We start from the raw sequence: 24,575 nt of genomic DNA on the forward strand, positions 1-24,575 counted from the left end.
TAAAAAAAATATTCGGCTAATAGTTCAGCTTAAATATGGTTTTTTAATTATTGAATTGTACGTTTGCTATACAATCTTAACTTCTGCTACATATGGCAAATTCTACGTTCTTTTCTCGCTTCTTCCCCGCAGTGCGCATTCCCTCGGTTGGGATGTGGTCGCTAGCCTGCCTAACACTGCTTGCGGCCCGGCCTAGCCAGGCGCAGGACGTATCGCGGTACCAGTTTGCCGCTACCAGTGGCACATTTACGCCGCTAGTAGGCGGCACGGCGGTCAGCAACCTATCGGCCAACGACGCCATATCGGCCAATATCACGCTGCCGTTCACCTTCACCTACGGCGGCAAGGCTTACACCACGCTACAAGCCACGACTGATGGGTACATCGATTTTCGTGGCAGCAGCACGTATTCACAATCAATTAATACGCTGGGGGCAGGCCTCACGACGGTAGCGCCTTTCTACGACGACCTGACGGGTGTGAACGGCACGGCTTCGTACGCCGTTTCGGGCACTTCGCCCAACCGCGTGTTCACGTTTGAGTGGCTGAACTGGGGCATTGGCTTTAACGCCACGGCCGCCAACCTCTCGTTTCAGGTCAAGCTTTACGAGGGTACCAACGTGCTTCAGTTCGTGTATCGCCCCGAGGCGGGCGCCGTGGGCACTACGCCTAGCGCTTCTATCGGCATCGACGGAGGGACGACCACGGCCGGCACCCGTGGCAACTTTGTGTCGCTCAGCGATGCTTCGGCTAGCCCAACGCTAGTGAACAACGCCACCGCCGCCCTGCCCGTCAACACCATCAGCACCCGGCCGGCCGCTGGCCAGGTTTATACGTTCACTCCTGCCGCGACGCTGGCCACCCGCACCGCGTTTGGCGCCAGCCAGTTAGAGCTGTTCCCCAACCCGGCGGCCGGTGCTTTTACGCTGCGCCTGCCCGCGCTGGCGGCCGAGCGCACCGCGCAAGTAGCCCTGTTCAATAGCCTGGGCCAGCTGTTGCAGAGCCGCTCGCTGGACCTGGCTCCCGCTGGCACCCAGACGCAGGTAGACGTGAGCGCCCTGGCGGCGGGCCTCTACACCTTGCGGGTGCAGGCTGGCAGCCAAGTAGCTACCCAGCAAGTAGCAGTGAAGTAATTCGCCTGCCAACCAACGCTGCTCCAAATGAAACGGGGTAGGGCGCCCACCTCGTGGGCCGCCCTACCCCGTTTGTTTAGCGGCCCGCCAGCTCAAAATCGTCGGCGTCGAATAGGGCGGGCAGCTGCTGGCGAAACTCCTGGAGCGGCGCGGCGCGCAAGGTGCGCGTGAGCACGGTTTGCCGGTTGCCGGCTTGGGCCAGGTAGTCGCCGCGCATATCGAGCAGCGCCGACTGGCCGGGGTAGTCGTGGCCATTGCCGTCGGTGCCCAGGCGGTTGACGCCCGCCGTGTAAGCCAGGTTTTCGATGGCGCGGGCCTGCAGCAAAGCCTTCCAGGCCTCAATGCGGGGCTGAGGCCAGTTGGCCACGTACAGCAGCAGGTCGTAGGGCGCCGCTTGGCGGTTGCGGCTCCACACTGGAAAGCGCAAGTCGTAGCAGATGAGCGGCATAATGCGCCAGCCGCGCCATTCTTCTACCAGCCGGCAGGTACCGGGCGTGTACACCTCATGCTCGCCGGCCAGCCGAAACAGGTGGCGCTTGTCGTAGCTGCTAAACGTGCCATCGGGCCGCACCCACAGCAAGCGGTTGTAGTAGCGGCCGCCCTCGGTCAGCAGCACGCTGCCCGTGAGCACGGCATTGTAGCGGGCCGCCTGCTCGCGCAGCCAAGCCAGGGTAGGGCCGTCGGCGGGCTCGGCTTGGGCGGCTTCCATGCTGAAGCCAGTGGTAAACATCTCAGGTAGCACAATGAGGTCGGTCAGGCCCGACTCGGGCAAAGCCGAGGCCAACAACTCGGCCAGCATCTGGCGGTTGGCGGCCGGATCATGCCAATGTAAGCTACTCTGGACTAGCGATATAGAAAAGTCATTCATCGTAAACGTATGGAGGAATAACCGGCTTATACTTAGGCAGCCGGTCAGCAATAGGGTACTAAAACTGATAATAATTTCGTAGGCGGCCGGGTAGTTACGGCTGAGTATAGAAAGCTTGAGCAGGAAAATTAAAAAACCAGCTCGCGCCCCGCCAAATTTTGGGAGCCTGTTTTTCTCTGCCCTTCAACTACCCCCCTACCCCGGCCGCCGCAGCCGAGCCGCGGCGGCCTGCAAGGTAGCGGGCTCCTTGGCAAAGCAAAAGCGCACCAAACCAGGGTCGTAGCCATCGTGGTAGAACGCCGATACCGGCACCACGGCTACCCCCCACTCGCGGGCCAACTCCTCGGCAAAAGCCAAGTCATTTTTGCGCGAAAAAGCACCGTAGCCCGCTAGCTGAAAGTAGCCGCCGGGCACGGGCAGCAAGTCCCAGCCGCTGCCGGCCAGCAGCTGCGCAAATTCGTCGCGCTTGGCTTGGTAAAAGCTGGCCAGCCCGCGGGCGTGCCCATCGGTAGGGTCAGCTTCGAGCACATCGGCCAGCGCGTGCTGGGTGGGCGTGCTCACGGCAAAGGTCAGGAACTGGTGCACCCGCCGCAGCTCGGTAGTAAGGGCCGGCGGGGCCAGGCAGTAGCCCACCTTCCAGCCCGTGGCGTGGTAAGTTTTGCCAAACGACGACAGCACGAAGGCGCGTGCACGCAAGGCCGGATGCTGGCGCGCACTGCGCGGCGGCACGCCGTCAAACACCAGGTGTTCATACACTTCGTCGGAGAGTAATAGCGCATCCGTACCGGCCAGTACCTCGGCCAGCGCGTCCCAATCTTCGGCGCCGAATACGGCGCCGCTGGGGTTATGCGGCGTGTTGACGATGACCAAGCGGGTGCGCGCCGACACCGCCGCCCGCACCGCCGCCCAGTCGGGCCGAAAGTGGGGAGTAGGCAGGCGCACGTAGCGCGGCAACCCGCCCTGCAACCGAATGGCCGGCCCGTAGAGGTCGTAGGCGGGCTCCAGCACCAGCACCTCATCGCCGGGGCGCACCACGGCGGCCAGCACCGCATACAGCGCCTCGGTAGCCCCGGCAGTCAGGGTCACTTCCAGGTCGGGGTCGGGGGTAGGGGCATCGGTTTGCAGGCGGCCCACTTGCGCGGCAATGGCCTGGCGCAGGCGCGGCAAGCCCGGCATGGGCGCGTACTGGTGGCTGCCCGGCGCCAGCGCGTGGCGGGCCAGCGCCTCGCGCAGGGCCAGCGGCGGGTCGTAGTCCGGAAAACCTTGGGCGAGGTTGAGGGCCCCGGTTTGCTGGGCCAGCAAGGTCATTTGCGAAAAAATACTGACGCCGATATCGGGCAGCTTGGAAGACAGCATGCGGGTAACAAAAGAGGCAATAGTGAGCAACCGATACGTAGTGGTATTGGCTTGGTTTGCTTGCAAAAATGGAACGCAAGCCGGAGGAAGCCGGCACTAACGCTAGAGGCTAGGCAGGGCAAGCCCTATCCCCTAACTTTGGGAAAAGTACTTATAGCTTGTCTTATCCTACGCAATGGCCATTATCTACCGTACCTCTTTTGTGCAATTTCACCACGAGTCTGCTGGGGCCACCCTGGAGACTGAATGGCTCGATTTTGCTAATTCGGAGCAGCTGCGCGCGGCCCTAGCCGAGGCGCTGCGCCTGGGCCGCCACCACCAGGTACAGGGCTGGATTGGCAACAATACGCTCATGCGCACCATTCGGCCCGCCGACCAAGACTGGATGAACCAGCACTGGTTTCCCGATTTTGCTAAGCTGGGCGTGCGCCGCTTAGCCGTAGTAGTGTCGCAGGACGCGCTCAACCAAATGGGCATCGACAATATTTTGCAGCGCGCCAGTGGCCACGTACCCTTTGATGTGCAGCACTTTACCGAAATAAGCGAAGCGCGCCGCTGGGCCGCGGCGGCCGATAGCCCCGCCCGCCTAGCCGCCAGCTAAACCGGCGCCGGGCCATCCAAGCCGGCTACCCCCTACCCCACCAAAAAGCCCCGCCAGCAGGGCTGGCGGGGCTTTTTAGTGCAGCAACTACGGCCTTACATATTGGGCAGGCCGGGCTTCAAATCTTGCGGAAACAGCTTGCGCACGTGCGCTACTTTGTGCTCCGACACGTTGATGATATACGGGTTGTCGGGGTTCAGGCGGTAATAGCCCTGGTGGTAGTCTTCGGCATCCCAGAACTGCTTGAAGGGCACTACTTGGGTCACAATCTTGCCATCGTACTGCTTCGAAGCGTTGACTTTAGCAATGGTTTCGTCGATGATTTTCTTTTCCTCCGGAGTGCGGTAAAACACGGCCGATCGGTATTCGGGGCCCGTGTCGTTGCCCTGGCGGTTGAGCTGCGTGGGGTCGTGGCTGGCGGTGAAGAAGATTTCGGCCAGCTTTTGGTAGCTCACTACTTTGGGGTCGTAGTAGATATTCACCGTTTCGGTGTGGCCCGTATTTTGGGCCGCTACCTGCTCGTAGCTGGGGTGCGGCACGGTGCCGCCGGCGTAGCCGCTCACCACTTGCTTCACGCCTTTTATTTCTTCAAAAGCTTCTTCTTGGGCCCAGAAGCAGCCGCCCGCAAAGGTGGCCTGCGCCAGCCCCGTGAGGTTGGCCGGGGCAAAACCAGCCGTGGAAGCCACGGCGGCCGGAGGGTTTTGGGCCTGGGCGGGCTGCTGCGAGCCACAGGCAGTAAGCGCAAGCAAGGCGAGGCCAAGCGTGCCGTGCAGAAGGTTTTTCATGAGGTAGAATAGAGATGAGATGTACGCAACAACCGGCCCGGCCGGATGCAGCTGGCTCCTTGCGGGAGCCGCGGCTTTTGGTACTCACTAAACAGCAAAGACCCTGAATTAACTCCCGGCCAGGTCGTTTCTTTGGCTGGTTCAGGGCGGCTTCATGTGCAGATGCGGTAGGGGGACTTATGTTCGCTACTCTATTTGAATGCTATGCCCCTATTTCGCTTTTTAACCGGGTGGCGCCCAGCGCGTTTTCTAGCATTGGCAGGCCCGCTGGCGGGACTGCTTGCTTTTCGGCTGCTGCCCGCCGACGACACCGAGGTGCTGCGCCACCTCGTGCTGAGCGTGCAGAAATTCTACCAAACGGCCCGGCCCGAAACGCCTTACCTGCACCTCGACAAGGAGGCCTACACGGCCGGTGAAACCGTGTGGATGCGCGCTTACGTGGTCGATGCCGGCCAGCACCAGCTCGATACGCTGAGCAAGGTGCTGCACGTGGAGTTGATTTCAGACCGGCAACAGGTGGTGAGCCGCCGCACGCTGGCGCTGGCTGGCGGCCTGGGCGCCGGCCAACTCGAACTGGCCGACACGCTAGCGCCCGGCACCTACCTGCTGCGGGCCTACACCGGCTGGATGCGCAACGCCAGCCCCGATTTCTTTTACACGCGCCGCGTGCAGGTATGGCCCGCCGGCGAGCCCGAGGCTGGGCCCAACGCCGCAACCAAAGTCGCGCCCAATGCCGAGGCCAAAAACCGGGCGGCCTTACGGCGCGCTACCCAGCAGGCCCGCCAAACCGTGGCCCGCGTGAGCGCCCCGCCCGACGTGCAGTTTTTTGCTGAAGGAGGCAACCTAGTGGCGGGCCTCGAAAACGTGGTGGCCTTCAAGGCAGTTGACTACACAGGGACGAGCTTCGAGTTAATGGGCCAGGTGTTTGATAGCAAAAACCAAGTCGTAGCCACCTTCAAAAGCCGGCACGGCGGCATGGGCTCCTTCAAGCTGACGCCGGTGGCCGGCGAAAGCTACCACGCCACCTTTAGCTCGGCACCGGCGGGGGCGCTTACGGTGGCCCTACCCCCGGTGCAGGCCAGCGGCTACGTGCTGCAAGTGGTGCCCTCGGCCGAGGCCTTCGACATTACCATTCAGCAGCGCGGGGGTAAGGGCGGGCCCATTTTGCTGCTCGGGCAGATGGGCAGCACGGTGGGCTACCTCGGCCGCGGCCAGGTAGAAGGCAAAGAAATCTTTGCGGCGCGCATTCCGAAGAGCAAGTTCGCCAGCGGCATTGTGCACTTTACCTTGTTTGATGGGCAGGGCCAGCCACTGGCCGAGCGGCTGGCCTTCGCCCAAAACGAACCGGCTCTGCGCGTGGCCCTTACCCCTAGCCAGCCCAGCTACGGCCCGCACCAGCCAGTACGGGTGCTAGTGGCTGTGACCGATGCGGCGGGCCGGCCGGTGGCCACGCAGCTCTCGCTGGCCGTGGCCGACGCCGGTAGCACCAACCCCTGGGCCGACAACATTGCGGCCCGCTTACTGCTAACCGCCGACCTCGCTGGCTATGTCGAAAACCCTGGCTACTACTTCGATAACCCTACCCCCGATACCAACCAGCACCTCGACGACCTGCTGCTTACCCAGGGCTGGCGGCGCTTTGCCTGGGCGCCGGTACTGGCCGGCCAGGCCCCTACCCAGGACTTTGGCGTGGAGCGCAGCATCGGCATCTTGGGCCAGATAACGCGCCGCGACGGCACGCCTTCGCCCCAAAGCACGCTTTCTTTTTTGCAGGCCAAGCCCAATAAGGTATTTTTTTCAACGGTTACCGACGACCAGGGGCGCTTTTTGATTAATGGGCTGGGCGGCTGCGATACCCTGCGGGCTACGTTGCAAGCGCGCACCGACAAGGGCCGGCGCAACCTTACCATTCGCCTCGACCCTGGCCCGGCCGCGCCCAAGGTAGCCCTACCCCCCCTGCCCGCGGCCCCCGCGCCCGCGTTGGTGGCAGCCCTCAAGCGCGGCCAGCAGCAGCAGGCCGACGAGCGCCGCTACCACTTGGCCAACACCGTGGCACTGAGCAACGTGAACGTGCGCGGCCAGCGCCAGGTAGAAGCTGATACTCGCCGCATTTATGCGCCCGGCAATGCCACGGTTATCGATATGAATAATATCCCGTCGGCGCTGGGCAGCACGGTGCTGCAAGTGTTGCAGGGGCGCGTGCCGGGGCTCACCGTGTCGGGCGTCGAGCCCAACATTCAGGTGCAGATTCGGGGCAACACGTCGTTTTCGGGCAGCTCGCCACTCATTCTCCTTGATGGCGTGCCGGTTACGATAGACGCGCTGGCTTTTTACCCCGCCACCGATGTCGAGCGCGTAGAAATACTGAAGGGGGGCCAAGCCGCCATTTTCGGCAGCCGGGGTTCAGGCGGCGTCATTGCCGTGTATACCCGCCGCGGAAGCCCCACCTACGACCACCGGCAGGATATGGCGCCTGGCATACTATCGGTGCGCCTGCCGGGCTATAATTGCCCGCGCCAGTTTTACGCGCCGCGCTACGGGGCCGGCGCCCCCGCCCTTACCCGCCCCGATACTCGCCGCACCACCCTCTACTGGAACCCCACGGTGCACACCGATGCCAGTGGCCAAGCCCAACTCACTTTCTACACGTCCGACGCGCTGGGCACCTTCCAGCTACGCGCCGAAGGCCTGGCTGCCAGCGGCCAGCCCGCGCTGGGAATGGGCACGCTGGAAGTAAAGTAACAGGAAGTAAAACCAAAGCCCGTCATGCTGAGCTTGCCGAAGCATCACTGCCACGCCGCTCGAACTAGGTAGTCCAAACGTAGCGGTAGAGATGCTTCGGCAAGCTCAGCATGACGGGCTTTAGTAGTCCTCAACTCTAACTTTAACTACCCACTACCCCCTTCAACTCTTGCAACTTCAAAAGGGCTTCTATGGGCGTGAGCGTGTTGATATCCAACGTTTGCAGTAGCTCACGCAGGCGCTCCAGGGCCGGGTCGCCGGGCTCAAACATGCTGAGCTGCACCGTGGGGCGCGTGGCCATGGCGGTGGTGGCGCGGGGCTTGGGCTGGGGCGCCTTAGCCGAGCCCCTACCCCCAGCTTCGCCGTCGAGGCCAGCGAGTACGTCGTCAAACTCGGTGGGGGCAGTCGGGTCCACGGCTTCGGGCAGGGCGGCGCTCGTGCGCTCCTGCTCTAGGTGGTGCATGATTTCGTTGGCCCGCAGCACCACGGCGGGCGGCATACCGGCCATGCGCGCCACATGAATGCCAAACGAGTGCTCGGAGCCGCCCGGCCGCAGCTTGCGCAGGAACAGTACCCGGCCGTCGGCTTCCTGCACGGCCACGTTGTAGTTGCGCACGCGCGGGCAGTCGTCGGCCAGTTGGTTTAGTTCGTGGTAGTGGGTAGCAAACAGCGTTTTAGCGCGCGCCTTGGGAGTATTGTGCAGGTGCTCGACGATGGCCCAGGCAATGCTGATGCCGTCGTAGGTGCTGGTGCCGCGCCCAATTTCATCCATCAACACCAAGCTGCGGTCCGAGAGATTATTGAGGATGGAAGCCGTCTCGGTCATCTCCACCATGAACGTGCTTTCACCCTTGCTCAGGTTGTCGGAGGCGCCCACGCGGGTAAAAATCTTGTCGATAATGCCAATGGTGGCCGCGTCGGCGGGCACGAAGGAGCCAATCTGGGCCAGCAGCACAATAAGCGCCGTTTGGCGCAGCAACGCCGACTTGCCAGCCATGTTGGGGCCGGTTATCACCACAATCTGCTGCTCGTCTTGGTTGAGGCAGATGTCGTTGGGGATGTAGCTTTCGCCCGGCGGCAGGCCGCGCTCAATCACGGGGTGGCGCCCGGCCCGAATATCGAGGGTAGGGCCGTCGTTCACCACCGGCTGCACGTAGTGATACTGCCGCGCCGTGGCCGCAAACGAGGCCAGGCAGTCGAGCACGCCCAGGGCCCGCGCGTTCTGCTGAATCTGACTCACGAAGTCGAGCGCCGCCAGCGTAACCTCTTGGTAGATGCGACTTTCAATGACGAATAATTGCTCCTCGGCGTTGAGAATTTTTTCCTCGTAGGTTTTTAGCTCCTCCGTCACGTAGCGCTCGGCATTCACCAGCGTTTGCTTGCGAATCCACTCGGCGGGCACCTTATTTTTGTGGGCGTTGCTAACTTCGAGGTAGTAGCCAAATACCTTGTTATAAGCCACTTTCAGCGACGAAATACCGGTGGCAGCTTGCTCGCGCTGCTGCATTTTGAGCAAAAAGTCCTTGCCCGAAAACGCCAGCCCGCGCAGCTCGTCCAGCTCGGCGTCGATGCCATCCTGAATGACGTGGCCCTGGTTGGTAAGCAGCGGGGCATCGGGCCGGATTTTGGCCTGAATCTCTGTGCGCAGTGAATTACAGGGATTGAGTTGGTCGGCGAGTTTTTCGAGGGCTTTGACGCCCGAAGCGGCCAACTTTTCGCGCAACGGCGCCACGCTTTCGAGCGCCCGCGCCAGTTGCAGCAGCTCGCGCGGGTTCACGCGGCGCACCGCTACTTTCGAGATAAGACGCTCTAAATCATTGATGGGGCGTAGGTGGCTCTGCACCTCCTCCAGCAGCTCGGGGTTGGCCACGAGGGCCGCCACGGTATCGAGGCGCCGCTGAATCTGGCTCACTTCCTTGAGGGGCAACACCACCCACTTGCGCAGCAGGCGGGCGCCCATCGGCGTAATGGTTTGGTCTAATATGTCAATCAGCGGCACGCCGCCGGGGTGCTGTGCCTGCACCAGCTCCAGGTTGCGCACCGTGAAGCGGTCGAGCCACACGTACTTGTCTTCTTCGAGCCGGCCCAGGCTCGCTACGTGCTGAATATCAGTGTGTTTGGTTTCGGCCAGGTAGTGCAGCACGCAGCCCGCCGCGATGATGCCTTCCTTGAGCGTATCGACGCCAAAGCCCTTGAGCGAGGTGGTGCGGAAGTGCCGCGTGAGGGTGTCGTGGGCATAGTCGTGGCCGAATACCCACTCATCCAGCGAATAAGTGCAGAAATCGGGGCCGAAATTGCCCTCAAAATCGGTGCGGTTACGCTTGCAAAACAGCACTTCGGCGGGCCGAAAATTTTGCAGCAGCTTGCCGAGGTAGTCTATCGTGCCCTGCGCCACCAAAAACTCGCCCGTGCTGATGTCCAAAAACGAGATGCCGCCCTCCGTTTTGCCGAAGTGCACGGCGGCGAGGTAGTTGTTTTGGCGGCGCTCCAGGGTATTGTCGTGCAGGCTCACGCCGGGCGTCACGAGCTCGGTTATGCCTCGCTTCACCAAGCCTTTGGCTTGCTTAGGGTCTTCGAGCTGGTCGCAGATGGCCACGCGCTGGCCGGCGCGCACCAGCTTGGGCAAGTACGTGTCGAGGGCGTGGTGCGGGAAGCCGGCCAGCGCCACCTCGCTCACGGTGCCCGCCCCGCGCTTGGTGAGGGTGATGTCGAGGATGCGGGCGGCCGTCACGGCGTCTTCGCCGAAGGTTTCGTAGAAGTCGCCCACCCGAAACAAGAGCACCGCGCCGGGGTGCTGCTGCTTCAGCTGGTAGTATTGCCGCATAAGCGGGGTGTCGGCCACCGCGTCGGGCTTGATGTGGTCGGGCCCCAGCGATTTGATGGCAAACTTGGCGGGGGGGGTAGGGGGCGCAGTAGTGGTAGACAAGGCAGAGCGGCGCGACCTTTGGGGGCCGCGAGATTTATTTAATAGCAGTAAAATACACAACGCGTGCCCTGCTTCGGCAAGCGCAGCAGGACCTTTTTTTAGCAACTGAAAGGCTGAAAAATCTTCTTTCAAACCCCTAGCGCGAACTACAAAGTTCGCCCCCTACCCCCCATGCGCAAACTCACCATGACCGAGCTAAACCGCCTGCCGGTGGCCGATTTCAAAGCTACGCCCAAAAGCCCGGTGGTGCTGGTGCTAGATAACGTGCGCAGCCTGCACAACGTGGGAGCCGTTTTTCGGACGGCCGACGCCTTTGCCCTCGAGCGCATTTACCTCTGCGGCGTCACGGGCCTACCCCCCCACCGCGAGATAACCAAAACGGCCCTCGGCAGCACCGAATCGGTAGCCTGGGAGCACGTGCCCACTACCCTGCTCGCCGCGCAGCAATTGCAGGCCGCTGGCTACCAGCTTGTGGCCGTGGAGCAAACGACGGGCTCGGTGCAGCTGCCGCAATTTTGGCCGGCGCCCGGCCAGCCGCTGGCCCTGGTACTCGGCAACGAAGTCTTTGGCGTCGACGACGAGGTGCTGGCCCTGTGCGATGCGGCCGTAGAAATACCGCAGCTCGGCACGAAGCACTCGCTCAATGTGAGCGTGGCCGCGGGCGTCGTGCTGTGGGATGTGCTGAGCAAAGTTGGAATATTCAGCTGATTTTTACGTATTAAAGGCTGTATATCATACCACTTGAGGTTTCTGGCAATTGCGGCCTGTTACTGTGCAGCAAATCAAAAAAAGCGTTTATCTTTGAAGCCATCCTAAGTTCTCTTTTTCTCTTCCTTTTTCCTCCTCTATGACGTTGTTCTCTACCCATTCGGGGTATCGTACGCTTGCCTTGGCAGTTGCGCTTGCCCTACCGGGGCTTGCTGCTGCTCAGCAAGGTATCCCTACTGCCCAAGCACTCAGCTCCTTTGCTGCCAAGGCGAAGGCCCAAGGCTTGAATGCTGCCGACGTAGCCGATGTGCTTGTCACCAATTCTTATTTTGATGCTAGCATTGGCGTAACGCACACCTATTTTCAGCAGCGGGTAAATGGCATTGCCATCTTCAACGCATTTGGAGCCGTGCATACTGACCAAAGCGGCAAGGTACTTTTTACCAACCAGGACTTTGTAGTGGGCGCGGCGGCCAAGGCTGGCTCGCCTACCCCCGCCCTCACCGCCGAGCAGGCAGTAGTGGCTACCAGCGTGGCGCTGGGCCTACCCCGCCCCGTAGACCTGCGCCCAGTAATAGAGGCCCGCATGGCCGACGGCATTGTGTTTAACAAGGCGGGTATTTCGGAAAGTGACATTCCGGTGCGCTTGATGTACACCCGGGTGGGCGACAAACTGGTGCTCGTGTGGAACGTGAGCATTGCGCAGCTCGACCAGCAGCACCACTGGAATGCCCGCGTGGACGCCCAAACCGGCCGCCTGGTAGAGCAGAACGACTACGTGGTAAGCGAGCAAACGACGTTCAACCAGTTTCGGCAGCACGCCGAAAACAAGCGGCACAAAGCCTTAGCCTTCGACCAGCCGGCCGCCGCGGCTTCCGTGCTGAGCCCCACCAGCACCACCGCTGCCAACAGCGTAACGGCCGTGGCTTTCCCGCTCGAAAGCCCTAACCAAGGCGCCCGCACCGTTGTGCCCCTACCCGCCGTAGGCAATACGTACTCGCCCTACGGCTGGCAGGTGGCCCAGGCTCCCGCCGGCACGTTTCCGGATACGTACTCGTTCCTTTCGACCGGTAAATACCTGACGCGCGGCAACAACGTGGCCGCCTACGACGACAACAGCAGCACCGCCAGCGGCGCTAGCACTGCCAACTACAACTCTTCGACGACCTCGCCCGACGGCGGCCCGACGCTGAACTTCGACTTCCCGTTCACGCAATCGACTGGGCCGCGCAACAACCTCAATGCCTCAACTGCCAACCTATTCTACGTCAACAACATGATGCACGACGTCATGCTGGCGCACGGGTTTGACGAGGTGTCGGGTAACTTCCAGTTCAAAAATGCCACTGGCCTTGGTGCCGGGGCCGACCCCGTGCGGGCCGAGTCGCAGGACGGCAGCGGGCGCAACAACGCCAACTTCGGCACGCCGGTAGATGGCAGCGCGCCTACCATGCAAATGTACCTGTGGGACAACCAGACCAACACGTTGACCATCACGGGCACGGGCACTGGTGCGGCTGGCGTAGCCGGCACATACCCATTTTCCACGGTTTCCTTCGGGCCTACGCTGGCTAAAAAGCCGCTGGCGGGCAAGCTGGTACTCGTAAACGACGGGGTATCGCCCGACGGCGGCGACCACGGCTGTAAAACGTACACCAACGCTGCGGCTGTTAGCGGCAACATCGCGTTCATTCAGCGCGGCGCCTGCCCCCAGTTGCAGCTAACCCCCAAAATGTCGAATGCCTTTGCTACTAAGGTAAAAATAGCGCAGGCAGCTGGTGCTACTGGCGTTATCGTATTCGACTCGCTGGCTACTACCAACCAAGTAAGCTTCGGCGGTACCGACACGGTAGGCATTCGCATTCCCTCCATCTTCATCAGCGGAGCCGATGGCTTTAAGCTGCGCGCGGCCATACTCAGCGGCGCTACCCTCAACGGTTCGGCCGTGACGGTAACCGGCGCCGACTGGGACGGCTCGTTCGACAACGGCATCGTGAGCCACGAGTATGGCCACGGCATCAGCAACCGCCTCACGGGCACCAAGTTCAATTCGTCGAGCTGCCTCATCGGCAACGTAGGCACTACCGCTGCCCCCATCTACACCCAGCAAATGGGCGAAGGATGGAGCGACTTCTTTGCCCTCTGGATGACCACCAAACCCGGCGACATTGGCAGCGCTAAGCGCTACGTAGGCACTTACGTAGAAGGCCAGAACAGCACCACGGGTACCGGCATTCGTACCAAGCCCTACACCACCGATTTCAGCGCCAACGGCAACAACCTGACGTACGGCGCCATCTCGAGCACCTCGCAGTACGGCACTGGCTACCAAGAGTCGCACGCCCTGGGCGAAATCTGGACTTCGGTGCTCTGGGATTTGAACTGGCAGTTCATTTACAAGTACGGGTACAATGCCGACTTCTACGCCGCAACCGGTGGTAACAACAAGATGCTGAAGCTGGTGCTGGACGCCTGCAAGCTGCAGGTTTGTAACCCTGGCTTCCTCGATGGCCGCGACGCCATCCTGCGCGCCGATACGCTCACGAACCGCGCGGCCAACGCCGACATCATCTGGAACGTATTTGCCCGCCGGGGCATGGGCTACAGCGCCCTACCCGGCGACCGCGTGAACGGCACTGCCCGCAACACCGGCGTGAAGGACGGCTTCGATGTGCCGCCGAAGGCTAAAGTACTGGTGCTGTCTAACCAGAACAGCATCGTGGCTGGTAGCGCGCTCGAAGCCTACCCCAACCCTGCTCAAGACCTGCTCACTGTGCGTACGCAGCTGAGCAGCAGCGCCCCCGTGCAGGTGGCCGTGCTCGACCTGCTAGGTAAGACCGTGGTGCAGAGCGTGGCCGTACCGGCCGCTAAAATGCAGCAAACCGGCGTCGAGCTGAACACCAGCCGCCTCGCTACCGGCATCTACGTGGTGCGCGTCGTCACGACTGAAGGCACTTACACAACTAAAGTAACCATCCAGCACTAAGGTGCCCGGCTACTGCAGGCTAAAAAAGCCCGGCTTCGGCCGGGCTTTTTTTATGCTCGTACCCCTTTCCTATCATGCCCTACCAACCCTACCCCCGCCCCGACGACGCCCTGTTGGCGTTGCGCCCCGCTATTGCCGGCCAGCCCGCGCCCATCCCTACCCCCACCGAAATCGCCGACTTCCAGCACCAGGTACTGCGCCCCTTGCTCAAGTTGCAGCACGAGCTGCTAGCTGCCACCGTTACCGACTTCGCCCTCGACTACCACGTGCCGCTGGCTACCGCGGCGCCCGCTGAGGCTGCCCGCCTGCGCGCCGATTTGCTGGCGCGCAACACCCGCCTGCGCGCCACGCTGATTGGGATAATAGCAGGTTTGCTCAGAAGCGAGGAATTTGCCTTTTACCGCCAGCACCGCTCCGAACTGAACCGCCGCCTGCTCGACTTAGTAGCCGAGCGCTTAGCCTCTGCCGAGGCTGGTTAATAGCCTTGGGCGCTACCTGATGGATATATCCACCTAATTTTCGGGTAGCGCCTAGCGCTCAATATATTGCTAAGCTGAAATTATAAAAAATAAAGCAATGCCAAGCAGTATCATTTCAATAATTACTAGTACATTTACCGCACATTCTAGCCTAACCAAGTTCCTTGGGATTTCCTACCTCAAGAGGTTGCTGCCACCCGTTGCGGGAGAGGGTAGCTTGCTGTTTTTCTGCCCTATCCATGTCCCACCCATTTGCTTTTTTTGCTGCTAGCGGCTGCTGGCTGGCTACCTTGTTGGTGGCAACTAGTAGCGTGGCCAGTGCCCAGGTAGCGCCGGGCCAGGGCGCTAAGCAGCCCACTACCACCATAGCTAAAAAACCAGCCCCTTTGCCCACCGCCCAGGTGGAAGAAGCCCTGCGCATGCTGCTACGCGCCGACTCGGTGAACCAGCGCCGGGCCCGCGGCCCTGAATCGGCGGGACTGGTTTTTGACCAGACGCTCACCAAGCTGGGACGCGATTTTTTTGAGTTGTTTTATAATGCCTTTGAGGCGCCGGCGGGCGTGCTCGACTACACCGTCAACATCATCGAGCGGCCGGGGCGCATCGGGTCGGCAGTGGTAGCGCTCACCGTCAACGATGTCGAGCTTTTTGAAACGCCCCTACCCCCCCGGTACGACCAGATGGGCGAGCTAGCCACCCAAGCCGTAGCCGCTGCCCAGGGCCTGCTGCTCGAAAACCAACGCGTGAGCCGCCAACTCGAATCGGGCCGGCGCGCTCCCCTCGAAACTTACTAGCGCTCTACCCCCCTTTTCCCACCTCTCCTACTCTCTCTTTTTTCTGCCTCCTTTTTCTGCCATGAAGTTACTCTACTGTTTTTTACTACTAGGGGCCAGCCTACTGCCGCGCCTCGGAGCAGCCCAAGATTTTGTGTATGAGCCCAAAAACCCGGCTTTCGGGGGCGGCAACACCTTCAACTACTCGTGGCTGCTAAGCGCCGCTACTGCCCAGAACACCACCGTTGACCCGAGCCAAACTGCCACTCAGGGCGATGCGCTGTCGCAATTTTCGGCCAACCTCAACCAGCAAGTACTTTCGCAGCTAACCAACCGGCTTATCAGCTCGCAGTTTGGGTCGGGCGCTATCAAAGCGGGGGCGTACACGGTGGGCAGCTACCAGGTGCAGGTGACGCCCGGTAGCGGCGGCGTGGTTATCGTAGTCACCGATACCGGCACCGGCAACCAAACTACTGTTACCATTCCAAACGGCTTGTAGGCACTTCTACGCTGCACGTTGGCAATGAATAAATTCCGGGTAATTACGCTCCTCCTGCTCTTGAGCTGGATGAGCGGGTGTATTCCGTATATGCACCAGCACCTACTCACGCCCCAGCCTGCCCGGCTAGGCGCCGAGTCGAACCGCAATGACGTGTGGCGGCAACTGCCAGCCCCGCGCGAGCGCACGGTAGTGGCCGTCTACAAGTTTCGGGACCAAACCGGCCAGTACAAGCCCCAAGCCAACGGCTCGAGCTTCTCGACGGCCGTAACGCAGGGTACCACCAGCATCCTCATCCGGGCCCTCGACGAGTCGGGCTGGTTTGAGTCTATTGAGCGCGAAAACATTAGCAACCTCTTGAACGAGCGCAAGATAATTCGCTCGACGCGGGAAGAATTCTCGCAGCAAACCGGCAAGCCGCAGCCGCCCCTAGCCCCGCTGCTCTTTGCGGGCATCATCCTAGAGGGCGGTATTGTCTCGTATGATTCCAACATCATCACGGGCGGGGGCGGGCTGCGCTACTTCGGCGCAGGGGCCTCGGGCCAGTACCGGCAGGACCGGGTAACGGTGTACCTACGGGCCATCAGTACCAATTCGGGCCGCGTTTTCCGCACCGTTTACACTTCTAAAACTATTCTCTCGCAGCAAGTTGACGCCGGCGTATTTCAATTTGTGAGCTTCAAGCGCCTGCTCGAAACCGAAACCGGCTTCACCTATAACGAGCCCAGCGAGATGGCCGTGAAGGAAGCCATCGAAAAAGCCGTGCAAGCCCTCATTTACGAAGGCTTCGACGACAAGCTGTGGGCCCCGCGCGATACCGCCGAGCGCCACGGCCCGGGCCGGCTAGCCTACTTGCGCGAGAAGGAAGCCAACCTCGACATCGACGTGCTAGGCCGCGAGACGCACCCGCGCCGCCCGGCCTTTAGCATCGGCCTCAACGGAGCCATTCAGCATTACGTCGGCGATTATGACGGTGGCCTAAACCGGCCAGGAGCCGAGCTAACGCTCCGCTACCGCTTCAGCGAGCCCGCGAGCCTATTCCTGAACCTGGGCCAGGGCCAACTAGCTGCTGGTGCTGGGGGCCTTTCCTTAAACCAAAGGTTCAACTATGCCGAAGCGGGTGTGCAATTTCGCCTGCTGCCGCAGGATGCCTTCACGCCCTACCTGCTGCTGGGTGCGGGCGCCACGGCCCGCACCCAGAGCCCTACCCCTGAGCAGCCTCGGATGCTGCCGCACCTGCTAGCAGGCGTTGGCACCGAATACCTGCTTACCCCTCGGCTAGGGCTCAACGTTGGCTTCGATGTGCACTACTATCTCAGCGACCGACTCGATGGCTTAGCCATTGGCCGCTACAACGATTTCTACATGGCGGGCCGCGCGGGTATTAGCCTCTATATCGGGGCGCAGCCTGCCAGGGCAGCAGCACCTCGCTAGCCCCGCCTAAGCTTTTTGCGACCGCAAATAAGCTGTTGCGCAGTTTTAGGATAAAACTGCGCAACAGCTTACTACCCTATTACACATTTATCAGTAAATAAGCAAAGGCTGGGTCTGAACTATTCCAAGTTCAGACCCAGCCTTTACGCGTCTATATAGCAACTACTTTAACAAGTAACATTCTAAGCTTTTATCTCTTAATACCAGGTATTTATACCTGTTTCATCAACCGATACTAATAGCTTATAAAAATAACATAAAATATTTTATTTTGTATTTTTCATAGTGAATCTTGCGCCAACCCCAGCAAATGTACTTTACTAATTATATTTTTACTTTTTCCATAAAATTTACCTTGACAAACGCGATTTAGCCCGCTACTTTTGGCTCACTCTTCCGGAAAGAGCACCCGAATACCCACCCTTTTCTCACTTTTTTCTGCATACCACAATGAAGACGTTTAAAACTCTATCCCTCTTGGCCGGTGGCATTCTGCTCGCTGGTGCTGTCAATGCTCAAGTTGCAGCTCCACAGCCTGGCTTGCAGGGTCCTGGCGGTATTACCCTCAGCGCTGCCAACGGCCCGAAGAACAAGGTTACTTCGCCAGCCCGCGCTACTTTCCTCGATGACTCGTATGTGCAGCAGCTGGGTAGCGGTCAGTATGCCAGCGTAATTCAGGCAGGCAATGCAGAAACGGCCAACCTGATTCAAACTTCTGAAGCTACAAATTCGGATGCTTACCAGGAGCAGAATAATCCTAATCCCGGCACCAACCGCGATTACGCCTACATTCTGCAAAAAAGCGCCAACTCTATCGCTAGCCAGCTCCAGAACGGGGGCGGCAACGCGGCCAAGATTGTGCAGCAGAGCCCCGGCACCGGCGACCAGGCTTACCAGAGCCAGAATGGTAACAACAACACTGCCGACATCGACCAGTCGGGCAGCGTTCCAGTTGGGGCCAACTTCGCGCAGCAATTCCAGAGCGGCAATAGCAACTTCGCCCGTACTGTACAGCAGGACGGCCGCGACTGGAGCACTATTGAGCAGCGTGGCACTAGCAACACGGCGCTAGTTAAACAGTCTGGCATCTAAGAAGCTGAATAAGTAAACCGCCGAACGCCGCATACGGGCTCTTGCCCAGCGGCCGTTCGGCGGCTTACTTAATTCGGGTACCTCCCAAGCATCTTAAGACCATGAAAAGGCAAGCCAAATGGCTCGTGAGCAGCCTCGCGATGGGCTGTGCGCTTGAAGCCCAGGCGCAGAGCCCAGCCCAGCCCGACGCTACCGCCCAGCAGCTGGTAGAAAGCATTGGCCCCGACCGCCTACCCGCCGCTACCACCCGCAACGTGCTGAGCCTGACGCAAAGCGGCAGCGGCAACGCGGCTACCCTCAACCAAGCCAGCTACAGCTTGCAGGCCAACCAAGCCTACATCGTGCAGGTGGGAGCCGCTAATTTGCTCGACCTAGAGCAGGTAGGCAATGCCAACCGGGCCAATTATACCCAAACTGGTAATGCGAATCAAAGCATCCTCAGCCAGACCGGCAACGCGAATGCCTTGGATGGCAGCCTTACCGGTAACCAAAACGCCGTGACCCTGCGCCAGCAGGGCAGCAGCAACGAGATAACCAGCGAAGTAGCCGCCAGCAACCGCCAGTACAACCTCAGCCAAATCGGCAACAACAACTCCATCACGCAGCGCGAAACCACTCCCACGGACCAGCGCGGCTACAGCATTGAGCAGCGCGGCAATAATATGCACATCACCGTGGAGCAAGGCCGCGGGCTGCCTACCCTACCCTAACTTCTAACTAGCTGCGCGCCGAGCCTTGGCCCGGCCAGCGCCCGTTAGTTCCTTCCCTCTTTTTACTTTCTTCGCTATGCTACGTACCCTGCTTACCCTCTTACTAGGGGTAGGGGCAGCCGGCAGCTTGCCAACGAGCCCTGCGCCCTGCGAAGTGCACCTAGTGCTAGCGCACCAGCCGCAGCTGCTCGCGGCAAGCGGCGTGTGCCACAGCCTGCTCGACCAGCCTGCCAGCTACCGCTACGAGCTGGTGGCCCGGCGCTGGGGCCGCAACAGCAGCACCAGCACGCAGGGAGGCGCTTTCGAGCTGGGGCCGCACCAGGAAGCCCAGCTGTCTAAAACCACGGTCAACGTGGGCCCGGCCGACCACTACCTGCTGCGCCTGCGCGTGTACAACGCGGCCGGCCAGCTAGTGGCCCAAGATTCGGTGCGGCAAGACCCCTGATGCGCGGCTGGCTTTCCCACCCACCGCCGATTAACTCTACCCTGTTTTATGAAAAATGCACCGCGGCTACTCGCCGTTTGGGGAATTTTTATTGCCTTATTGGGACTCGCAGCTTGCGAGCCTGTTACCGTTGAACCCACTTCCTACGGCGCCCTGACGGTGACGGTACTCGACGCGAGTTCGGGCCAGCCCCTACCCAATGTGGGCGTGAGCACGAACCCAGCCTCGGGTTCCTTCGTGACTGATGCGCTGGGCCATGCCACCGTTACGCCGGTGCCGGCGGGCACGGTAGCGGTATCGGCTCGCAAGAGCAACTACACCACCTTCACTACCAACGTAACCCTGACAGCGGGCGGCACCCAGGCCATTACGCTGCTGCTCGACAAGTCTAACGCCTCTACCCCCCCCGGCGCGCCCAACCGGCCTTCGCCAGCCAACGGCGCCACTGGCCAGCCTACCGAAGTTACCCTGAGCTGGCACCCTACCGGGGCCACCAAATCTGACTCGCTCACCTACGATGTAGCCTTGTTTGAGGGCACTTCCACCACTTCGCGGGCGCTCCTCACGGGCAAGCGCGACTCTAGCGTGGTGGCGAAGGGTTTGCGCTTTGGCACCACGTATTTCTGGCAAGTGACGGTGCACAAGCTTACTAGCACGGGTGCGGCCACCATCAACACCCTGGGGCCGGTCTGGAGCTTCCAAACCCTGCCCTTCCCGGACAACCGCTACTTGTTTGTGCGCACCGTGAATGGCAGCACTGACATTTACTCTTCCGATGCCACCGGGACCGGCGCCGTGCAGCTCACCCAAACCGGCGCCGTAGAAGCCGCCCCGCAGTTTAGCCCTAGCCGCGACCTGATAGCCTACACTTCTAACGCCTCGGGGCAGTGGCAGCTCTACACCATGAACCCCGATGGCTCGGGGCAGCGCCGCATCACGACCCTCTCGGCCGAAGGCTACAACAACAGTGGCCTAGGCTACCGCTGGTCGCCGGATGGGGCCCAACTCATCTACGCCCACTACGACCAGCTCTACCGCATCAACCGCGACGGCACGGGCCAGACGCTGCTGGCTACCGCGCCGGGCGGGCGCCACTTCCGCGAGTGCGACTGGACCGTGCAAAACGGGGGGCGCCTAGTGGTCCAAACCATGGGTAGCAACATCTACGACAGCGAGTTGTACCTCTACAACGTGGATGGCTCTAACCCGCAGCTGCTGGTGGGCAACCTGCCCGGCCGCGTCGATTCGCCGAGCTTCAGCGTTGATGGCCTCAGCGTAGCCTACACCCACGATGCGGCGGGCTTCAACGATGCCAACGGCCGCCAGCTCGACGCCCGCGTGTACACCTTGGCCCTGGCCGGCGGGCTACCCCTCGATGTATCAGGTAACCCCACTGCCGTAGGCCAGAATAAGCCCGCAGGTACCAACGACCTGCTGCCGCGCTATTCACCTACTGGCTACGGCTTCATTTTCGTCAATAGCGCCAACGACGACCGCTCACCCCCTGAAGTGTGGACCATGGACCTCACCGGCCGCTTACGTACTCGCCTCTTCCAAAACGCCACCCAGCCCGACTGGAAATAAGCGGCTTCTAATACAGGTTTGGCGCAAAAAGAGGGGGTAGGGCCGGCAATGCGCCGGCCCTACCCCCTCTTTTTGCGCCAAGTCGCCTAGTCGCTGGGCGAATCGCGCAGGTGTACTGGTCCGGCTTTGCTTTTGCGGCGCAGGCGCATGTTCAGCAGCTCCACTATCAGCGAGAACGCCATAGCGAAGTACAGGTAGCCTTTTTCGACCTCCTTGTGGGCGGCCTCCATCACCAGCATAAAGCCAATCATGATGAGGAACGACAGCGCCAGCATCTTGATGGTAGGGTTGCGGTTTACGAAGTCGGCCACGGCCCCGCTGAACGCCAGCATAATGCCCATGGCGCAGATAACGGCCGCTATCATTACCAGCACATTGTCTACCAGGCCCACCGCCGTGAGGATAGAATCGAAGCTAAATACGATGTCAATTACAATAATTTGGGCAATAATGGCCGACAGGCTGGCGTGGCCTTGGTCAGTGGGAGTTTCCTCTTCCTCGCCTTGCAGCTTAGAATGAATCTCGGTGGTGCTTTTGTACATCAAAAACAAGCCGCCAGTCAGCAAAATCAGGTCGCGCCCGCTCACCCCAAAGTTTTCGACGAGGGGCGGAAAGTTGAGCGTAAACAGGGCTGCCCGTAGGCTCACAATCCACGATATACTCAGCAGCAGCCCAATGCGAAACAGCAGCGCCAGCAACAGGCCAATAGTGCGCCCCCGGGCCTGCTCGCCCGGCGCCAAGCGGTTGACAGTAATGGAAATAAAGATGATATTGTCAATGCCAAGCACTATCTCCATCACCGTAAGGGTCAAGAGGCTAACCCAAGTCTGAACCTGCCCAAAGGCGGCAAAATGTTCAGAAGAAAACGCAGAAAAAATGGCCACTAAGCAGGTACTTTAAAAGGAGGAACGAAGACAGCAGAACTACTCAAACGGGACCCACCTAGCTAGCAGCTAGCAAATGGGTCTCATCCTTCATTCCTACGGGGCTAGCTAAGATTTCATGTTGACAAACTGCAAGGGCTGGCCGTTGTCGGTGCGGCGCAGCAGCGCGATTACCGCCTGCAAGTCGTCTATCTTTTTGGCCGTCACCCGAATCTGGTCGTCCTGCATTTGGGCCTCCACCTTGATTTTGCTATCCTTGATGGCTTTGATAATCTTGCGGCCCGCATCCTTATCTACTCCGGCGCGCACTTTCACCGTTTTTTTAATGAGGCTGCCACTGGGCTGCTCCTCGGCCGTGAAGTCAAGCGCCGTACCGTCGATGCCCTGCTTCACAATGCGCGTCAGCAAGATATCTTCGAGGGCCTTGATGCGCATCGAATTCTCGGAGCTTAGTAAGACGGTGTTGTCCTTTTTATTTAGCTCCATGCCGCCCTTGGTGTCGCGTAGGTCGTAGCGGGTGGCCAGTTCCTTTTTGGCGGTATTAATGGCGTTTTCCAGCGTTTGGGGGTCTACTTTGCTTACAATATCAAACGAGGGCATGGTGGAGTTGGCTGAAATAATGAACGAACGAAAACAGAAATGGCAGATGAACTTTAGGTAAAGGTAAGGGGCATTGGCGAGGGCAGAAGCATCTTCGCGGTCGTAGCGGCCCCAGTGGCGCTGCCTACCTGCACTATCCTCATGCCTATCCCCCCTCTTCCCGACTGGCCAGCCCTGCTAGCCTTATACAACCAAATAAACCAGTACGGCCAAGCCAACGGCATGGTGCTGACGGTGCCTACCCCCGGCCAGGCCGAGTACCGGATGGTTATTCGGCCCGAGCACTTGTCCTCGCCAGGCACGGCCCATGGCGGAGTGCTGGCCGGCCTGATGGACGCCGTGCTGGGCGCGGCTGCCTTGTCGCTGGCTTTCACCACGGGCGAGTTGGTATCGACAGTGGAGTTCAAAATCAATTATTTCCACCCCGTGCACCTCGGCGATGAACTGCGCGCCACAGCCCAGGTCGAGCACCAGGGCCGCTCCTTGCTGGTGAGCAGCGGCGTCATTTATCGCCGCCGCGCCACGCCCGACGATGGCACCGAATCGGCTGTGGCCCAAGGACTGGGCACTTTCAATCGCTACCCCGCCACCAAGCGCCAATTGCTGCCAGAGGCTCCATAAACTGCCATTATTATTGCTCCCAAAAAAGCCCCGCTACTTGGTAGTAGCGGGGCTTTTTTGGGAGCAATAATAGAAACTGCTTTACAGCACCGCACCTATTGACTGGCTGGCGGCGGGCTCGTAGTCGCCGTCTTCGTCGCCGGTGAGGTTAGGCGCAGCCACTTTGCGCACATTGCGGGCGCAGTCTTCGTCGCGGTGGTTGCGGCCTACCGTAAATTCTACCCAGTCGCCTTCGCGCAGGTCGTTAAAATCACCTTCCGACAAGTCGGCATAGCTGAAGAACAGGTTGTTAGGCGGCATTACCACGAAGCCAAACCCATTTTTCAGGTTCTTAATCGTGCTGATGCCTACCGTACCCACGGGGCCGGCCGCCGTAGGGCCCGCCGGACGAACCACGCGAGCCGCCGCTGCGGCCGCCGCCGTAGCCGCCGCGGCCGGGGTAGGGGCTGGGCTGTAGCTACCGTTTGCCGGAGCGGGGGCGGGCATGGGGGCAAAAGCGGCTGGCTCGGCCTGCGTCACAAACATGTTTTCCACCACTTCGTCCTGCTCCTGCAAGCCGCGGTCGATAACGGCGTGCATGGCTACGGGGTAAGTAGCCTGCTCTAGCAGGTGCTGCGAGGCGCGCGTAACGCGGGTTTCGCCCTTAAAATCTTCGTATTTGAAGTCCCAGTTAAGCAGCATCACGCGGGTACCCACCGTGTTGAGCTTGCGAATGAGCGGCACGTAGTCGGAGTCGCCAGCGATGAGCACTACCACGTCCAAGGTTTTGTGCAGGGCCATTTCGAGGGCTTCGAGGCTGAGCCACACGTCGATGCCCTTCTCTTGCAAGCGGCCATCGCGCGTTTTGAGCGGCATGTAGTGCGTACATACCCCCAGGTTCATCAAAATATCGTCGAGTAAACGGTCGTGAAATAGGCGGTCTTTATCGCGGGCCTCAGTAGCCGAAAGGCGGCCCCGGAAAAAATGAGAAGTTGTTATCTGTGCCAGGCGAACGTCGACGTCCTCTTCTTCGGCTACTTGGTGGCGGATAAACTCGTGTAATCCTTCGAGGCTAATGCGGGCTTTACGCTCGTGCTGGAAATAATAATAATCACTGATTTTAAGAAAATAATTGCCGTCGTAAAAAACGCCGACCCGGATGAGGGGACTGTTCATCTGGTTCATATAGATGGGAAGGTAGGTGGGGGTAAAAAATTGAGAATGGTCAAATCTAGAATAAAGCCCAGCCATAACTAATTCGGCTAAGCAACACGTTAAAAATCAGCGCAATGGCGCAGCGCTCGGCAGCAAACCGGACGTAATATATAGTTCACGTTAGGATACTTCTACCAGCCAGCCGCCATTCACTC

At 60.2% G+C, this 24,575-nt stretch carries 21 protein-coding genes; 14 read left to right on the top strand and 7 right to left on the bottom strand.

The annotated features are described in order from the left end of the window. Positions 1-92: 92 nt before the first annotated feature. Complete coding sequence (locus GO988_RS06460) at positions 93-1,133, top strand: T9SS type A sorting domain-containing protein (RefSeq protein WP_157563241.1); 1,041 nt, start codon at positions 93-95, stop codon at positions 1,131-1,133. Between the two features lie 76 nt (positions 1,134-1,209). Here GO988_RS06460 and GO988_RS06465 read toward each other — a convergent pair whose 3' ends face one another. Together GO988_RS06465 and GO988_RS06470 are read right to left on the bottom strand one after the other, a co-directional pair. Beyond that, positions 1,210-2,001, bottom strand: a complete 792-nt coding sequence (locus tag GO988_RS06465) for an amidohydrolase (protein WP_157563244.1) — start codon at positions 1,999-2,001, stop codon at positions 1,210-1,212. A gap of 195 nt (positions 2,002-2,196) precedes the next feature. Next, positions 2,197-3,357, bottom strand: a complete 1,161-nt coding sequence (locus tag GO988_RS06470; RefSeq protein ID WP_157563247.1) for a methionine aminotransferase — start codon at positions 3,355-3,357, stop codon at positions 2,197-2,199. A 175-nt stretch (positions 3,358-3,532) separates the two neighbouring features. Here GO988_RS06470 and GO988_RS06475 point away from each other — a divergent pair, with 175 nt between their 5' ends. Beyond that, positions 3,533-3,958 (top strand): hypothetical protein, encoded by a 426-nt coding sequence (locus GO988_RS06475; RefSeq protein ID WP_157563250.1) that lies wholly within the window; start codon positions 3,533-3,535, stop codon positions 3,956-3,958. 95 nt (positions 3,959-4,053) lie between these two features. Here the strand turns inward: GO988_RS06475 and msrA are convergent, their stop codons facing one another. Beyond that, a complete protein-coding gene (gene msrA / locus GO988_RS06480) occupies positions 4,054-4,743 on the bottom strand; it encodes a peptide-methionine (S)-S-oxide reductase MsrA (RefSeq protein ID WP_157563253.1) in 690 nt (229 codons plus the stop codon). A gap of 204 nt (positions 4,744-4,947) precedes the next feature. Between msrA and GO988_RS06485 the strand changes: the two genes are divergently transcribed. Further along, positions 4,948-7,485 (top strand): TonB-dependent receptor, encoded by a 2,538-nt coding sequence (locus GO988_RS06485; RefSeq protein ID WP_157563256.1) that lies wholly within the window; start codon positions 4,948-4,950, stop codon positions 7,483-7,485. Positions 7,486-7,627: 142 nt separating this feature from the next. Here the strand turns inward: GO988_RS06485 and mutS are convergent, their stop codons facing one another. Further along, a complete protein-coding gene (gene mutS, locus GO988_RS06490; RefSeq protein ID WP_157565352.1) occupies positions 7,628-10,309 on the bottom strand; it encodes a DNA mismatch repair protein MutS in 2,682 nt (893 codons plus the stop codon). Positions 10,310-10,582: 273 nt separating this feature from the next. Here mutS and GO988_RS06495 point away from each other — a divergent pair, with 273 nt between their 5' ends. From GO988_RS06495 to GO988_RS06540, 10 genes are all read left to right on the top strand, one after another. Continuing rightward, complete coding sequence (locus GO988_RS06495; protein ID WP_157563259.1) at positions 10,583-11,119, top strand: RNA methyltransferase; 537 nt, start codon at positions 10,583-10,585, stop codon at positions 11,117-11,119. A 139-nt stretch (positions 11,120-11,258) separates the two neighbouring features. Continuing rightward, positions 11,259-14,105: a M36 family metallopeptidase gene (locus GO988_RS06500; RefSeq protein WP_157563262.1), complete on the top strand. Its 2,847-nt coding sequence runs from the start codon at positions 11,259-11,261 to the stop codon at positions 14,103-14,105. A gap of 74 nt (positions 14,106-14,179) precedes the next feature. Further along, positions 14,180-14,584, top strand: coding sequence for a hypothetical protein (locus GO988_RS06505; protein WP_157563264.1), 405 nt, complete (start codon positions 14,180-14,182; stop codon positions 14,582-14,584). Between the two features lie 239 nt (positions 14,585-14,823). Continuing rightward, the gene (locus GO988_RS06510; protein WP_157563267.1) at positions 14,824-15,378 is read left to right on the top strand and encodes a CsgE family curli-type amyloid fiber assembly protein; all 555 of its coding nucleotides are present in this window, start codon (positions 14,824-14,826) and stop codon (positions 15,376-15,378) included. A gap of 61 nt (positions 15,379-15,439) precedes the next feature. Beyond that, the gene (locus GO988_RS06515) at positions 15,440-15,856 is read left to right on the top strand and encodes a curli production assembly/transport component CsgF (protein WP_157563270.1); all 417 of its coding nucleotides are present in this window, start codon (positions 15,440-15,442) and stop codon (positions 15,854-15,856) included. A gap of 90 nt (positions 15,857-15,946) precedes the next feature. Beyond that, positions 15,947-17,290, top strand: a complete 1,344-nt coding sequence (locus tag GO988_RS06520; RefSeq protein ID WP_232341432.1) for a CsgG/HfaB family protein — start codon at positions 15,947-15,949, stop codon at positions 17,288-17,290. Between the two features lie 450 nt (positions 17,291-17,740). Further along, on the top strand, positions 17,741-18,382 hold the full coding sequence (locus GO988_RS06525) for a hypothetical protein (protein ID WP_157563276.1): 642 nt from the start codon (positions 17,741-17,743) through the stop codon (positions 18,380-18,382). A gap of 101 nt (positions 18,383-18,483) precedes the next feature. Next, complete coding sequence (locus GO988_RS06530; protein WP_157563279.1) at positions 18,484-19,092, top strand: hypothetical protein; 609 nt, start codon at positions 18,484-18,486, stop codon at positions 19,090-19,092. A gap of 76 nt (positions 19,093-19,168) precedes the next feature. Then, complete coding sequence (gene csgH, locus GO988_RS06535) at positions 19,169-19,537, top strand: curli-like amyloid fiber formation chaperone CsgH (RefSeq protein ID WP_157563282.1); 369 nt, start codon at positions 19,169-19,171, stop codon at positions 19,535-19,537. Between the two features lie 48 nt (positions 19,538-19,585). After that, positions 19,586-21,121 (top strand): carboxypeptidase regulatory-like domain-containing protein, encoded by a 1,536-nt coding sequence (locus GO988_RS06540; RefSeq protein ID WP_157563286.1) that lies wholly within the window; start codon positions 19,586-19,588, stop codon positions 21,119-21,121. Between the two features lie 86 nt (positions 21,122-21,207). Here the strand turns inward: GO988_RS06540 and GO988_RS06545 are convergent, their stop codons facing one another. Together GO988_RS06545 and GO988_RS06550 are read right to left on the bottom strand one after the other, a co-directional pair. Beyond that, positions 21,208-21,999: a TerC family protein gene (locus GO988_RS06545; protein ID WP_317164845.1), complete on the bottom strand. Its 792-nt coding sequence runs from the start codon at positions 21,997-21,999 to the stop codon at positions 21,208-21,210. A 114-nt stretch (positions 22,000-22,113) separates the two neighbouring features. Continuing rightward, positions 22,114-22,605 carry a YajQ family cyclic di-GMP-binding protein gene (locus tag GO988_RS06550; RefSeq protein ID WP_157563293.1) on the bottom strand — a complete coding sequence of 164 codons (492 nt, stop codon included), beginning with the start codon at positions 22,603-22,605 and terminating at the stop codon, positions 22,114-22,116. A 141-nt stretch (positions 22,606-22,746) separates the two neighbouring features. Here GO988_RS06550 and GO988_RS06555 point away from each other — a divergent pair, with 141 nt between their 5' ends. Then, entirely contained in the window at positions 22,747-23,226 is a 480-nt protein-coding gene (locus GO988_RS06555) for a PaaI family thioesterase (protein WP_157563296.1), read from the top strand. Positions 23,227-23,307: 81 nt separating this feature from the next. Here the strand turns inward: GO988_RS06555 and GO988_RS06560 are convergent, their stop codons facing one another. Next, positions 23,308-24,390: an NYN domain-containing protein gene (locus GO988_RS06560; RefSeq protein ID WP_157563300.1), complete on the bottom strand. Its 1,083-nt coding sequence runs from the start codon at positions 24,388-24,390 to the stop codon at positions 23,308-23,310. Between the last annotated feature and the right edge of the window lie 185 nt (positions 24,391-24,575).

This window comes from Hymenobacter ginkgonis (assembly GCF_009755225.1).
Classification (GTDB): domain Bacteria; phylum Bacteroidota; class Bacteroidia; order Cytophagales; family Hymenobacteraceae; genus Hymenobacter; species Hymenobacter ginkgonis.